Below are 13,043 nucleotides of genomic sequence, written 5' to 3'. Positions count from 1 at the left end.
GAAGAAAAAGTTGATCGGCGTGGCACCGTTCGCCCATCTTTTCCGTCTGTTCAGGTAGCCGAACTCACGGTGCACAGTGAGCGCTTGGCCAGATATTGACCCAGGGGGAAGGAAACCATGACCACTCCACGTCGCAAACCGAGACGCTCCGGACGGCTCGCAGCCGTCGGGGTCGCGCTGACAGCGCTCATGGCCGCCGTGACGAGCACGGCGACCCAGGTGGCGGCTTCGTCGAAGCCGTCTGAGAAGCCGCCCGTGCCGTCGCTCGCCTGGACCGACTGCCAGGGCGGCTTCGAGTGTGCGAACGCCGACGTTCCGCTCGACTACCGCAAGCCGCACGGCAAGACCATCACCCTCGCGGTGGTCCGGAAGAAGGCCGCGGACCCGACGAAGCGCAAGGGCACACTGTTCATGCAGCCGGGAGGGCCCGGCAACTCCGGTGTGGACTTCGTGCGGAACAACTACGAGGACCTGCCCACCGCACTGCGCGACTCCTTCGACGTCTTCGGCTACGACGTCCGCGGCGTCGGCCGCAGTTCGGCGCTGACCTGTTTCGACGACGCGAGGTACACGCGGGCCGTCACGGAGGCGAAGGGCGTGCCCGGCCCGGACGCCTTCGGGCCGGCGCTGCGCCAGGCCGCCGAATTCGACCAGGCCTGCGTGGACAACACGGGCGAGCTGCTTCCCTACATCGGCACCGAATACGTCGCCCGGGACATCGACCTGCTGCGGGAGGCGCTCGGGGAGAAGCAACTCACCTACTACGGGCGGTCGTTCGGGTCGTACATCGGCACTGTCTACGCAGCCATGTTCCCGAAGCGGGTGCGGGCCCTGGCCCTCGACGGCGCGTACGACCCGGTGCACTACGCCAACCGCCCCTACGCCTACGACCGGCCCCAGTACCTGGCGCTGGACGGCGCGATGGGCCGTTTCCTCGACTGGTGCGCCGCCGATCAGGCCATCTGCGGGTTCGGCGACGGCAACCCGCGTGCGGCGTTCGAGCAGCTGAAGGCCGACCTGGACGCCAACCCCGTGCCGACCGCGAACGGCGGCCGGGCCAACGGCTACACACTGGTCTACCGGCTGATGTTCAACATCAACGAGGGTAAGGTCATCTGGCCCGAGTTCGGCGCGGCACTGCGCAAGGCCCAGCTCCGGGACAACACGTCCTTCCTGCTGCGGCCGCCGTCCCCGGCCAGCTTCGACTTCCTGGGCCCGAACGTGGCTGTCGAGTGCGTCGACCGGGACTACCCGCGCGACCTGCGCCTGCTGAAGCGGAACGTCACGGCCTACGCGAAGACGGCGCCGCTGCTCGGCCCGGCGATGGCGTACGGCCCTCCCACGTACGACCATCAGCACGCCACCGCCTGCGTCCAGTGGCCCGGCGAGCACGTCAGCCGCTACGACGGCTCCTACCGGGCGAAGGGCTCGGCGCCGATTCTCGTCCTCGGCACCACCGGCGACCCGGACACCCCGTACCAGGACGCGGTGGCGCTGTCCCGGCAGCTCGACAACGCCTCGCTGCTCACCTTCCAGGCCGAGGGACACACCGCGTTCGGCCGCAGTGCCTGCGCGACGGACGCGGTCATCGGCTACCTGGTGGATCTCAAGGTCCCGGTCTCCGGCACGACCTGCGCGGACGAGACGCAGCCGCCTTCCTCCACACCGAAGACGGCCCCGCCCGGTACGACGCTCAGCGAACTCCGTAACGGCGTCGACGAGCGCGTCGAGCGCATCGGCTCAGTGGGCTGACGTTCCCTGTTCCGACCCCGAGGCGCCGGCCTTTCACGACCGGCGCCTCGGGCTTTCCCGGTCGGCCGCGGCGACAGGGCCCAGGGTGTCAGGAGCGTCGGCCGGATCCGCCCGGGGTGAGGGCCGGCAACGGGTCTGCCTGCTGGAGTTCGGCGAGCAACTCACCCTGGCCAGTGATCAGTTCGGTCAGGATACGGCGAGCCGCGCGCAGGAGTTCGGCCACGTCGCCGCCGGCCAGGGCGTAGCTGACGGTGGAGCCCTCCCGGATGGACACCACGATCCCCGAGCGGCGCAGTACGGCCAGTTGCTGGGAGAGGTTGGACGGCTCGATCTCGATCTCGCTGAGCAGGTCGCGTACCGGGACGGGGCCGTTCTGTAGGAGTTCCAGGACCCGGATGCGTACCGGGTGGCCGAGCATCCGGAAGAACTCGGCCTTGGCCTGGTAGAGGGGGACCTGCATGGTGAATCGCTCGCTCCCTGCCGCGTTCGACGGGCTGCATCCGGGCTCGGTGACCCTGTACGTGCCACCGCAGGCGGTCCTGCGGACCGATCCTCGTGCATCCGGCCTCGCACGCCCATGGGATTGAGCTGATCCGGATGTGCCCAGTTGAAGAAATCTTCAAGTCGTGGGCATGCGAGGCCATGGAGAACGCGGCGTTCTACACGTCCAGTTGGGCTTCGACACTCTTGAGCTGGTGGCGGGCCATCGCGAGGTTCGACTTCTTCGCGTCGAGCACGAGGTAGAGGAACAGACCGTTGCCGCCGCGGCCCTTGAGCGGCCGGAGGATGTGGTACTGGCCGGCGAGCGTGATCAGGATGTCCTCGATCTCGCCCTTGAGTCCGAGGTGTTCCATGGTGCGGGTCTTGGCCCGGATCACGTCCGTGTTGCCCGCCGCCGCAACCGTCAGGTCGAGGTCCTTGCTACCCCCGAGAGTGCCCAGCGCCATACCGCTGGTGTAGTCGACCAGAGCGGTTCCCAACGAGCCCTCGATCGAGGCCATGATCTCCTTGAGGCAAATCTCCACATTGCTGATACCGGCATCTCCTTCTGGTCACTGCGAGGCTCGGCGGCGCCTTCCTCGTCAATGCCCCGGACCTTACGTAGGGCCGGCGGTCGGCAACCTTGTTGTTCCTGTACTGGCCGAGTGAGCCTCCGAAAAGTCGGATGATGCTATATCTGCGACCGCTCATGCTTGGCGAATGACCGCTGGTACCGCATTGGCCGGTGGCAGGGGGAGTGTGAGTGCACCGCTCGGAGGGACACCATCTCCGGATGCCTACGAAGGCGATACAGGGGCACACGGATCTCACCCTTTCGAGAGGAACCGCTCCATGCTTGGTATAGCTGCGGCAGTACTGTTTTTCATCGCGTTTCTGATCAACGCTGCCGACATCGCGACGAACGATGTCTTCGCTTCCACGAACGTCATGCTTCTCGGCCTGATGCTTCTCGCCCTGCACGTCGCGGGAATCGGGAACGGCTGGTCCGGCCGCAGGCGCTGACAGAGTCAGAACCCGGGGTGGGGTGAGGCCATGACGACGCCTCACCCCACCCCTGTGTTCACTCGGCCGGGTGTCCGGTGCTCCCGGCCGAATGGGCTCGCCGTCAGGACGCGGAGAGTTCCTCACGGACCGTTCGGGCGGCCGCGACCAGGTTCGCCGGCGAGACGCGGGTTTCGGGCCAGCCGCGAGTCTTCAGGCCGCAGTCGGGGTTGGCCCAGAGGCGCTCGGCGGGAATGGCCTTGAGACCGGTACGCAGCAGTTCAGCGGCTTCCTCGGTGCTGGGAACGCGCGGGGAGTGGATGTCGTACACGCCGGGTCCGGCCTCGCGGGGGTAGCCGTGGGCGGCGAGTTCGCGGGCGACTTCGAGGCTGATGACGTCGGCGTCGAGGTCGTCGATGGCCTGGACGATGTCACCGAACTCGGCGTAGCACATGTGGGTGTGGATCTGTGTGCCCGAACGGACACCGCCGGTGCTGAGCCGGAACGCCTCCGTCGACCAGGTCAGGTAGGCCGGATGAGCGCCGGCCCGCAGCGGCAGTGTCTCGCGCAGCGCCGGCTCGTCCACCTGGATCACCGAAGTCCCGGCCGCTTCAAGGTCGTTGACCTCGTCGCGCAGGGCGAGGGCGACCTGGCGGGCGGTGTCGGCGAGCGGCTGGTCGTCGCGGACGAAGGACCAGGCGAGCATGGTGACCGGTCCGGTGAGCATGCCCTTGACCGGACGCGAAGTGAGGGACTGGGCGTACGTCGTCCAGCGCACCGTCATCGGTTCGGGGCGGGAGATGTCGCCGGCCAGGATCGGCGGGCGGACGTATCGGGTGCCGCCGGGTCATGGGTGACGGGGGGAGTTCGCGCGGGCGCCGAGGTCTGCGCGGTTGGCGGCCAGTTCGCCGGTGATCGCGTCGGTGCCGAGGGTCAGGCCCTTGGCCAGGGTGACGGTCTCGGTGGTCTTCTGGCGGGCGAAGGCGAGCCAGCGCAGGAGCTGCGGGTCGATGTCCCGCTCCGGTGCGGAGTCGAGAGGCACGTGGAGGAGGGAGCACGAGGCGGCCACGTCGACCCGGTCGGCCAGACCGTGGGTGCGCTGGCGTTCGCCGCCGGACAGGGTGTGCCAGGACTGACCGGCGAGTTCGGTGAGTCCGGTGCGTGCCAGGGCTTCGGTGACGGCCTCGGTGTCGGCGGCCGTGGCCGGTGTCCAGGCTCGGCGGTGCGGGATGCGGTCCAGGGCGACGACGTCGCGGACGGTCAGTTCGGTCTGGGTGTGGGCGTGCTGCTCGACGGTGGCGACGCGCCGGGCCGTGGCCCGGCGGCCGTCCTCGGGCAGTGGACACCCGTCCAGGGTGACGACCCCGGCAGTGGGGTGAGGGTCCCGGCGAGAAGTCTCAACAGTGTTGATTTTCCTGAGCCGTTGGGGCCGAACAGGCCGACGGTCTCGCCGGGACCCAGGGTGAGGGTGATGCCGTCGACGACCGCCTTGTGGGCGATGCGCCGAGGGCTACTGGAAGGGCCACCTCACCGCGGACGCCCTCCACGCCACCACCGCCGAACTGCGCGCCGCCAACTGGCGACAGCTCGACGAAGCCGGCATCGACGAGGTCCCGACCGGCGACTCTGCCCGTGCTGGCCAAGGCACCCGTCGAGGGAATGGCGTTGGACTTCACGGAGTCGGCCGCCGCCAACCTCGAAGCCCTGGCCGCCGTGGGCGGCCTGCCCGGGCAAGCGCCTGGTCGCGGGCGTGGTCAAACGGCCGCAACATCTGGGCCAACGACCTGGCGAAGTCTCTCGCCACTCTCGCCACCCTGCTCAGATCGCCCGCGCCCGCGCCCAGCAACCCCGCGAACTCCTCCTCGACGAACCCACCAACCACCTCGACATCCAGCACCAGCTCGACCTGCTGGACCTCGTCGCGAGCCTGCCGGTCACCACCGTGGTCGCCCTGCACGACCTCAACCTCGCCGCGATGTACTGCGACCGCCTGCTCGTCCTGCGTGCAGGGCGCGCCGTCGCGGAAGGCACCCCGGCCGAGGTCCTCACTCCCGCACTCATCGAGCAGGTCTACGGCGTCCGCGCCGAAGTCACCCATGACCCCGGTCACCCCGTGATCCGCTTCCTGCGGCCGGACACCCGGAACGGATCTTCCCGGGAGAGGAGTACGACGAGCGACGTCTCGGCAGCGACCTGAGGAAGGCCGCACAGAACCACACCCCTGCCCGACCGGCACCGTGCCGCACCGTGGTCTGCCGGGACTGCTGCTGCGGAAGCCCGAAAGTGACCGGAGTCGATCACGCCCAGCAGACCGCGCGCCTGGTCGAGAACGCTCCCGTGCGGATCTCGGCCTGCCTCGACGTGTGCGACCAGGCCAACGTGATCGTCGTCCGGCCCTCCGCCGCCGCACGGGCCGCCGGCGCCCAACCGGCCCGAAAGTCCCAGCAACTCGCCGCTCGACAGGGGTCGGGCCGGTCCCGAGCGTTCTCGGTCACGGGAACCCGTGACAACGCGTCGGCGCGCGTCCGGCCGCCACCGCGAGCCGCTGCTGAACGCGATCGGCACCCCGCGCCGGCACGCCTGCCTTGTGGGCGGGCGCTCCGCCCGGCTGCCCACAGGCGCCGCCAGACGGACCCGGGACCAGCTCGAACCGATCTGGACAATGCTCTGACCAGGCAAAATCAACAGAGCAGGTGATGTTGCGCGGACTCGGGGAAGAAGGTCCGGCAGCAGACAGGAGGTTGTCGTGAAGGGTGAAGATCTGGAACTGGGCGCGTTGCTGGCCGCTGCGGAAGCGGCCCCGCCCGGTGAGTCCGTCGATGTGGTGGCACACGACCTGCAGAAGCGATTCGGTGCCGAACGTGTGTCTTTCCTGTTTGTCGACCTGATCGGCCAGCGGCTGATTCGGCTTGCCGCGGCAGGCGACGAGGCCCTCGACGATGCCGGGCCGATCGCACTGCAGGGCAGCGTCTACGACGGTGTTCTGCGCAGCCAGCGCCAGCATGTGGAGCCGGACGGCCAGGGCGGACGAAACGTCATCACGCCGGTCACCAACCGCGGTGACTGCATCGGTGTTCTGGAAGTGAGTCTCCAGTCGGCCGACGACACCGTACTGCGCCAAGTTCACAACGCCGCACACGCGTTGGCCTACATCATCGTCACCGACCGCCGCTTCACCGATCTGTACCACCTGGGCCGGCGCACCACGAAGCCGAGCCTGGCCGCGGAGATCCAGCACCAGTTGCTTCCCTCGGCCCCCTGCTGCGAGGCGGAACAGTTCACTCTGGCCGCCGGGCTGGTCCCGGCCGACGACATCGGTGGCGACACCTACGACTACACGCTCGACCGTGACACCCTGCACCTGTCGATCACTGATGCCATGGGCCACGACACGGACTCCGCCCTGTTGGCCACCTTGCTGGTCGGCGCACTGCGGCGGGCCCGCCGCAGCGGCTGCGACGCCCTCAAGCAGGCCCGGCACGCCCACGAGGCCCTGTTGCGCCACAGCCGTGGCCTGGCCACCGGACAGTTGCTCTGCGTCGACCTCGACACAGGCCTGTGCGAACTGGTCAACGCCGGCCATCCCCGGCCACTGCGGCTGCGCGGCGACGCCGTCGAAGAGCTGGAACTCGCCGTCAACCTGCCCTTCGGCGTGGCGGCACCCAGCTCCTATCACCTACAGGAACTGCAGCTGCGTCCGGGAGACCGCCTGGTTCTGCTCACCGACGGAATGCAGGAGCGCGGTGCCGCGGCCGTCGACCTGGCCGCGGTCGTTCACGACACCCGCGCGCTGCACCCGCGCGAAGCCGTCCGGAGCCTGACCGCCGCGGTGCTCGACGCCTGCCGCGGCAGCCTCAAGGACGACGCCACGGTCCTGATTCTCGACTGGCACGGCAATCGCGACAGACCCGATGAAACGCATCAAGCCCACTCCTGACTCCTGACTCCTGACTCCTGTTGAGGTGAGGGCGACTCGACGGGAGAGGGTTGTGCGGTCTTCACGCCACAGCGAGCCCACCTGCTTGCGGTCGGGGTCCGGCGCACCGGAGACCTCGCGCCGTATGCAGGGCACTCATGACGCCCTCTCACGCGCGGCGCCCTGATCCGTTCCGAGGCTGTTGGGCCGATCCCGGAACGGTTCACCGGTCGCCGGCCGGAGGCTGTCGGGCCAGGAACTCCACGAATGCCGCTGACTGGTTGGGATCCATGTATCCCTGGCGCACGTACATGGCCGTCTCCTTGAGCCACGCCGCCTCGTCGGCGGTCAGCTGCACCGCCACCACCATCCCGCCCCGGGTGAAACTCGCACGCCTGCCATCCGCGCGCACGTACCGGGTGTACGTTCCGTACTCCTGAGGGCGGGCCGATGACTCGGCTCCGAGCCGGCCGACGTCCACCGCCATGTCGTCCGCGTCGTCCTCTTCCTCTTCATGCGGTATCGGTGCGGGTACGGGGTAGTCGGCGCGCGCCCAGTGCTCCAGCTCGGCCACCGTCCCCGCCGGGAACAGCACGCTCACCGGCACGTCGGCATCAGTGAGCACGACGCGCTCGCCGGTGGACTCGACCAGCGACACCAGGCGCTCGTAGTCGATCGGGGCCGGAGCGAACCGACGCTCAACGACGATCTTCACGTCATCCATGGAGCCTGACGCTACCGGCCGACCACGGCGCTCGATGTGTCCAAGTACCGCCATCCGAACCGGTGTTCGTGACTGATCGGCGCAGGGGATTGCGGCCGACGGCACATTGGCCGGAGTCATCGCGCGACCGTGGTCAGGACCAGCCAGGCGGCCACCGGGTCCCCGGCGTCGTCCCCATGGGCGTCGGCGCCACGATCGGCTCGGGGCTCACCACCGCTCACCGGCAGCGCGCGCAACCCGCACGGATCGGCCTCTTGCTACAGCCGTGTAACAGCGGACGCACAGGTACAACTCTCATCCCGCCCCGCCGGTCGAACCCGGTGTGTCGCACACCTGCGTCGCGGCGGAACCGGTGCCGCTCGGCGCAACTCCGCTGGTCCCGAACGAACTTGGAGTTGACCGTGCCCAAGAAGTCCCTGTCGAAGCGTCTCGCCACCACCACCGTGCTCCTGCTCGCCGCAGGTGCCCTGTCCGTACCCGCCGCCGCCTCGGCGAAGCCCGCCGCCGCTGCTCCCGTCCGTGCCTACGTGCTGAAGGTGAGCACCAACCCGACCAGCACCGACTACAACAACCGCCACGTCGACGTCAGCGGCACCCTCACCAAGGCCGACGGCACCCCGGCGCCCAACATCCCCGTCACCATCCAGGAGGTCGTCCGCTTCACCACCTGGAATCCGTGGGGTGACCCGATCGACCCCACCGAGTACGAGCCGCGCGAGCTGGGCAAGCCGGTCACCGACGCCAAGGGGAAGTTCACCATCCCTGACGTCGCCATCGACCACGTGGGCGGCAGCAGCCTGCTCAACGTCCAGCGCAAGGTGGCCATCACGGCCTACTACGACGAGGACGGCAACCCCAACACTCCGCAGGACGGCTACTTCACGCAGACCGCCGTGACCACCAAGGCCAAGACCAGCTCACTCAGTTACACGGTCAACAAGAAGAAGGTGAAGAAGGGCACCATCCTCACCGTCCAGGGCAAGGTCACTGTCCCCAGGGGCGTCGAGATCGCGGGCAACGAGGTCTTCCTGCAGGCGGACTGGGAGAACCAGTACCGCGTAAAGACGACCACCGAGGACGACGGCTTCTTCGTGATGTCCTTGCGCGTGCGGGGTTACGACGACAGGTTCGTGCTGCGCACGGCTCCGACGGACCTCTACGTGGCGGGCACGACCAAGCGACTCCCGATCGTCAACCTCTCGCTCCCTCGCAAGTAGCCCTCCGGACGGCGGGACTTCGGCCCGAGCGGGCCGTAGCCCCCGGCAGAAGGGGTCCGTGGGCCCCGCCGACGGGTCACCTCGCACGAGCGGAGGTGACCCTGACCGTGACTGGTTCACCGGTGACGCGGCGCCTTCGGCATTCCGGGCGGGGCACTTGTTCCGTGTACCGGGGACTGCGGTGTTCGGCCTCGGGCTCTGCCATGGCGGAAGGCTCGGTCTGTCTAGGGTGGAGGCCATGTCGACCTCAACGCCCGGTGAATCCCCCCTTGTTGACCCCGCAGATCTGGTCGCGGACCTGTACGCGGTGTACGCGCGGCTTCGCGAGGCCGGGCCCGTCCACCGCATCGCCGGAACGGACGGGCTGCCGGCATGGCTGGTCACCCGCTACGACGACGTACGCCAGGCCCTCGCCGATCCACGGCTCTCCCTCGACAAGCGCAACGCGAAGCCGGGCGGGTATCACGGGCTCGCGCTGCCACCGGCGCTGGACGCGAACCTGCTGAACATGGATCCGCCGGATCACACCCGCATCCGGCGCCTGGTGTCCAAGGCGTTCACCCCGCGCAGGGTCGCCCTCCTGCGCGAACCCATCAGGAAAACCGCCGAGTCACTGCTCGACGCCATCGCACCGCACGGCCGCGCCGACCTGATCACCTCGTACGCCGCGCCGCTGCCGATCACCGTGATCTGCGACCTGCTGGGCGTGGCCCCGCACGACCGGCAGGACTTCCGGTCCTGGACCGACGCCCTGGTGGCCCCGGACCCGGCCCGGCCCGAAAAGACGAAGGAAGCCGTCCGGGCCATGCTCGGCTTCTTCACCGGGCTCCTCGCCGGCAAGCGAACCGCCCCCGCCGACGACCTGCTCTCCGCCCTGATCGCCGTACGCGACGACGAAGACCGGCTGACCGAGGACGAACTCATGTCCCTGGCCTTCCTCGTCCTCTTCGCCGGCTACGAGAACACCGTCCACCTCATCGGCAACGCCACCCTGGCGCTGCTCAGCCACCCCGATCAACTGGCCGCCCTCCGCACCGATCCCAGTCGACTGGGCGCCGCGGTCGAGGAGTTGGCCCGCTATGACGGCCCCGTACCCCTGGCCATCCGCCGCTTCCCCACCGAGGACGTCACCATCGGCGGGGTCACCATTCCGGTCGGCGAGACCGTTCTGCTGTCCCTGGCCGCCGCCCACCGCGACCCGCACCGTTTCACCGACCCCGACCGGCTCGACATCGGCCGCGACGCGACCGGTCACCTCGCCCTCGGCCACGGCATCCACTACTGCCTCGGCGCGCCCCTGGCCCGGATGGAATCCGAAATCGCCCTCGCCGCCCTCCTCGACCGTTTCCCCGACCTGGCCCTCGACGTTCCGCCGGACGAAGTGCGTCGGCGGCCCTCGATGCGAGCCCGCGGCCTGTTGAGTCTCCCGGTGCGCTTCTGACCGAGATACGCGGAGACGTCAGCCGGGCCAGGAGCCGCCGCGGCCCCGCATCCTTCGTTGTACGGCGCCGTGGGCCACCAGGCTGTGGGCGCAGTCGGCAACGGTCTCGCGTGCCGGGCGCGGCTGCCATCCCAGGATGCGGTGCGCCTTGGCGGCGAGGCCGGCGGCGAGAGGCGGCGCCGGGGCGAGAGGCAGGGCACGGCGAAGCGCGTGCGCCTGCCTGCCGATTCTGCCCCTGGAGTCGCGAGGACGCCGACCGCGGGACAGGGTGGTGACCGACGCACCGGGCGAGGCGGTCGACGAGCACGAAACCGGGTGCCGTCGAAGCGATGAGTCCGCCGGCCTCCGCAGGTCTACCTACCGACCGGGACAACCAACTCATCGGGAGTACGCCATGGGCCTCATCCACATCGAGCTGTTCGCAACCCTCGACCTCGTCGGGCAGGCGCCCGGCGGCCCCGAAGAGGACCCGGTGGGGTTCCCGTTCGGCGGCTGGCAGGCGCCCTTGCTGGACGAGGCCACCGGGGCGCAGGTCGCTGCCGCGTACGAGGGCACGGACGCTCTTCTGCTCGGGCGGCGGACGTACGACATCTTCGCCGCCTACTGGCCGCACCAGGAGGCCGGCGAGGACAACAAGATCGCCACGCTCTTCAACAGCGTCCCGAAATATGTGGCCTCTCGGGGCAGGCCCGACCTCTCGTGGGCCGGGTCCATACAGCTCGGTCCGGATCTGGCGGGCGCGGTGCGCGAGATCCGCGACCGGCACGAGCACGTGAAGGTCGTCGGGAGCCTGAACCTGGTGCAGACCCTCCTGCGCGAGAAGCTCTTCGACCGTCTCGACCTCTGGGTGCATCCGGTCGTGCTCGGCGTCGGGAAGAAGGTGTTCGACGGCGGCGCGGTGCCCTCGAACGTCACACTCCTCGAACCGCCGGCAGCCGGTCCGAAGGGCACCGTGTACCTGCGCTACGGGCTCGCCGACGGCACGCCCGGGACGGGGGACATGAGCGCACCCGATCGCGGTGTCGGGCGCGAAGACTGAAGCCGCCCCGCGCAGTCCGCGCCCCACACCGCCCGGCCGAGCAGGTACGGCAACCGGTGCGGGGGAGCGGTGGCCGACGTGCTCGGCGATCGTCCGGCAGTTCTTCCCCGCCGACAGGTCCCGCGCGCCGGCCGCGACGTCCCGCCGCGCGAACCTCCTCGACCTGCTCGAACTCCGTCTCGAACGCGGCCCGCCACCGCAGTGCGTCTACGGCTGTCTGTCGCGGCCACCGCCACGGTCTTCTTGTTCGGCGCGAGCGACGAAGTGATCCGACGCGAGGACCTGGCCGTGCGGCGCTTCGACCGGGTGTTCACCTCGGTTTTCCGGAACCCCTGAGGTGGGCCTGGGCAGGCCGGCACTCTTCGCCATGGCACACCCCCGCCTACCGTGTTCTTCGCCGCCGCCGATCCCTACCCCAGCGGGGTGAGGCGCGGGCGGTCGGCGGTACGCATACTCGGTTCCATGAACAAGCAGGGGCACCTCGCCGACTTCCTCCAGGCACGCCGTAGCCAACTGCGGCCCGAAGACGTCGGGTTGGAGACTTACGGCGAACGGCGCCGGGTACCCGGGCTGCGGCGGGAGGAGCTCGCGATGCTCGCCGGCATCAGCGCGCCCTACTACACCCGCCTGGAGCAGGGCCAGTCACGCAACGCCTCGCGCGAGGTGCTCGACGCCGTGGCGAGCGCCCTGCGACTGGACGAGTCCGAGCGTGCCCATCTGCACACTCTGGCCCTTACGCCAAGAAGGTCCAGGGCTGGCGGCCGGCCGCCTGTCGAACGCGTCACCCCGGCAACGAGCGCCTTGCTGGCGGCCGTTGAAGGCACACCCGCTGTCGTCGTCGGCAGTCGCGGCGATGTTCTGGCCTGGAACCGGCCGGGGCACGGACTGTTCGCGGGTCATCTCGATCCGGACGGTCCCGACGACCCCGGCCGACGGCCGAACATGGCCAGGCTGGTGTTCCTCGACGCGCACACCCGTGACCTGTACACCGACTGGCCCGCCAAGGCCCGGGCCGTGGTGGGCAATCTGCGCCTGACGGCCGGGCGCTTCCCGGACGATCCACTGCTGGCCGGACTGATCGGTGAACTGACCATGCGCAGCCGGTAGTTCGCCGCGATGTGGGCCGATCACCGGATCCTGGCCTGCGATGTCGCCGACTACGAAATGCGCCACCCGCTGGTCGGGACACTGGCTGTCACCCAGCAGACGCTGCAGAGCCCACACGGATCGGGACCGTCCCTGGTGGTGGTTACCGCCGCACCTGGCTCCCCGTCCGCGTCAGCCCTGACCCTGCTCGCCCACACCACCGCACCGCAGGAACCGATCCAGCCGCGCCCCGGCGCCGTAACCCGCACCTCATGACCTGAGCCCTTCTCACCTGACGCTCCGGCTCCCGCCGGTCGGCAGCACGATCACGGCCATCCCCGAAGCGCCTCTCGCCCACGGCACCGCACCGCGGCTGCCGCATGCCC

At 69.5% G+C, this 13,043-nt stretch carries 9 protein-coding genes and 6 pseudogenes; 10 read left to right on the top strand and 5 right to left on the bottom strand.

Annotated elements, in window-relative coordinates:
• The first annotated feature begins 117 nt into the window (after nt 1–117).
• Nucleotides 118–1,752 carry an alpha/beta hydrolase gene (locus G3I71_RS05585; RefSeq protein WP_164312793.1) on the top strand — a complete coding sequence of 545 codons (1,635 nt, stop codon included), beginning with the start codon at nt 118–120 and terminating at the stop codon, nt 1,750–1,752.
• 88 nt (nt 1,753–1,840) lie between these two features.
• Here G3I71_RS05585 and G3I71_RS05580 read toward each other — a convergent pair whose 3' ends face one another.
• Together G3I71_RS05580 and G3I71_RS05575 are read right to left on the bottom strand one after the other, a co-directional pair.
• Complete coding sequence (locus tag G3I71_RS05580) at nt 1,841–2,212, bottom strand: helix-turn-helix transcriptional regulator (RefSeq protein ID WP_164312792.1); 372 nt, start codon at nt 2,210–2,212, stop codon at nt 1,841–1,843.
• A 199-nt stretch (nt 2,213–2,411) separates the two neighbouring features.
• A complete protein-coding gene (locus G3I71_RS05575) occupies nt 2,412–2,786 on the bottom strand; it encodes a hypothetical protein (RefSeq protein ID WP_164312983.1) in 375 nt (124 codons plus the stop codon).
• A 298-nt stretch (nt 2,787–3,084) separates the two neighbouring features.
• On the opposite strand from G3I71_RS05575, the gene G3I71_RS50220 reads away from it, so the two are divergent.
• Nucleotides 3,085–3,255, top strand: a complete 171-nt coding sequence (locus G3I71_RS50220) for a hypothetical protein (RefSeq protein WP_203689731.1) — start codon at nt 3,085–3,087, stop codon at nt 3,253–3,255.
• Between the two features lie 103 nt (nt 3,256–3,358).
• On the opposite strand, the pseudogene G3I71_RS05570 reads toward G3I71_RS50220, so the two are convergent.
• Both G3I71_RS05570 and G3I71_RS50215 read right to left on the bottom strand, forming a co-directional pair.
• Nucleotides 3,359–4,324, bottom strand: a pseudogene (locus tag G3I71_RS05570) (hypothetical protein); the annotation flags it as partial.
• 6 nt (nt 4,325–4,330) lie between these two features.
• Nucleotides 4,331–4,734, bottom strand: a pseudogene (locus G3I71_RS50215) (ABC transporter ATP-binding protein); the annotation flags it as partial.
• A 126-nt stretch (nt 4,735–4,860) separates the two neighbouring features.
• On the opposite strand from G3I71_RS50215, the pseudogene G3I71_RS05555 reads away from it, so the two are divergent.
• The 4 genes and pseudogenes from G3I71_RS05555 to G3I71_RS05540 form a co-directional block, all read left to right on the top strand.
• Nucleotides 4,861–5,054 (top strand): annotated as a pseudogene (locus G3I71_RS05555) (hypothetical protein); the annotation flags it as partial.
• Nucleotides 5,051–5,431: pseudogene (locus G3I71_RS05550) on the top strand (ABC transporter ATP-binding protein); the annotation flags it as partial. The pseudogenes G3I71_RS05555 and G3I71_RS05550, both read left to right, overlap by 4 nt.
• Nucleotides 5,428–5,664: pseudogene (locus tag G3I71_RS50885) on the top strand ((2Fe-2S) ferredoxin domain-containing protein); the annotation flags it as partial. The pseudogenes G3I71_RS05550 and G3I71_RS50885, both read left to right, overlap by 4 nt.
• Nucleotides 5,665–5,980: 316 nt before the next feature.
• A complete protein-coding gene (locus G3I71_RS05540) occupies nt 5,981–7,171 on the top strand; it encodes a PP2C family protein-serine/threonine phosphatase (protein WP_164312791.1) in 1,191 nt (396 codons plus the stop codon).
• Nucleotides 7,172–7,373: 202 nt separating this feature from the next.
• Here G3I71_RS05540 and G3I71_RS05535 read toward each other — a convergent pair whose 3' ends face one another.
• Nucleotides 7,374–7,874 (bottom strand): type II toxin-antitoxin system Phd/YefM family antitoxin, encoded by a 501-nt coding sequence (locus tag G3I71_RS05535; protein WP_164312790.1) that lies wholly within the window; start codon nt 7,872–7,874, stop codon nt 7,374–7,376.
• A 401-nt stretch (nt 7,875–8,275) separates the two neighbouring features.
• On the opposite strand from G3I71_RS05535, the gene G3I71_RS05530 reads away from it, so the two are divergent.
• From G3I71_RS05530 to G3I71_RS05510, 4 genes and pseudogenes are all read left to right on the top strand, one after another.
• Complete coding sequence (locus tag G3I71_RS05530; protein WP_164312789.1) at nt 8,276–9,091, top strand: acyl carrier protein; 816 nt, start codon at nt 8,276–8,278, stop codon at nt 9,089–9,091.
• Nucleotides 9,092–9,329: 238 nt separating this feature from the next.
• Nucleotides 9,330–10,532 (top strand): cytochrome P450, encoded by a 1,203-nt coding sequence (locus G3I71_RS05525; protein WP_164312788.1) that lies wholly within the window; start codon nt 9,330–9,332, stop codon nt 10,530–10,532.
• Nucleotides 10,533–10,926: 394 nt separating this feature from the next.
• Nucleotides 10,927–11,571: a dihydrofolate reductase family protein gene (locus G3I71_RS05515; protein ID WP_164312787.1), complete on the top strand. Its 645-nt coding sequence runs from the start codon at nt 10,927–10,929 to the stop codon at nt 11,569–11,571.
• 462 nt (nt 11,572–12,033) lie between these two features.
• Nucleotides 12,034–12,933: pseudogene (locus G3I71_RS05510) on the top strand (helix-turn-helix domain-containing protein).
• Nucleotides 12,934–13,043 lie beyond the last annotated feature (110 nt).

Origin of the sequence: Streptomyces sp. SID12501, from assembly GCF_010550245.1 — a bacterium.
Lineage (GTDB): Bacteria > Actinomycetota > Actinomycetes > Streptomycetales > Streptomycetaceae > Streptomyces.
Note: the sequence above shows the minus strand (reverse complement) of the source record. Positions and strands in the feature narration are given on the sequence as shown.

What these genes read in the sequence shown, in the direction of transcription:
- G3I71_RS05585 (WP_164312793.1), top strand. Translation starts at nt 118, where the DNA reads ATGACCACTCCACGTCGCAAACCGAGACGCTCCGGACGGCTCGCAGCC.
- G3I71_RS05580 (WP_164312792.1), bottom strand. Translation starts at nt 2,212, where the DNA reads ATGCAGGTCCCCCTCTACCAGGCCAAGGCCGAGTTCTTCCGGATGCTC.
- G3I71_RS50220 (WP_203689731.1), top strand. Translation starts at nt 3,085, where the DNA reads ATGCTTGGTATAGCTGCGGCAGTACTGTTTTTCATCGCGTTTCTGATC.
- G3I71_RS05535 (WP_164312790.1), bottom strand. Translation starts at nt 7,874, where the DNA reads ATGGATGACGTGAAGATCGTCGTTGAGCGTCGGTTCGCTCCGGCCCCG.
- G3I71_RS05525 (WP_164312788.1), top strand. Translation starts at nt 9,330, where the DNA reads ATGTCGACCTCAACGCCCGGTGAATCCCCCCTTGTTGACCCCGCAGAT.
- G3I71_RS05515 (WP_164312787.1), top strand. Translation starts at nt 10,927, where the DNA reads ATGGGCCTCATCCACATCGAGCTGTTCGCAACCCTCGACCTCGTCGGG.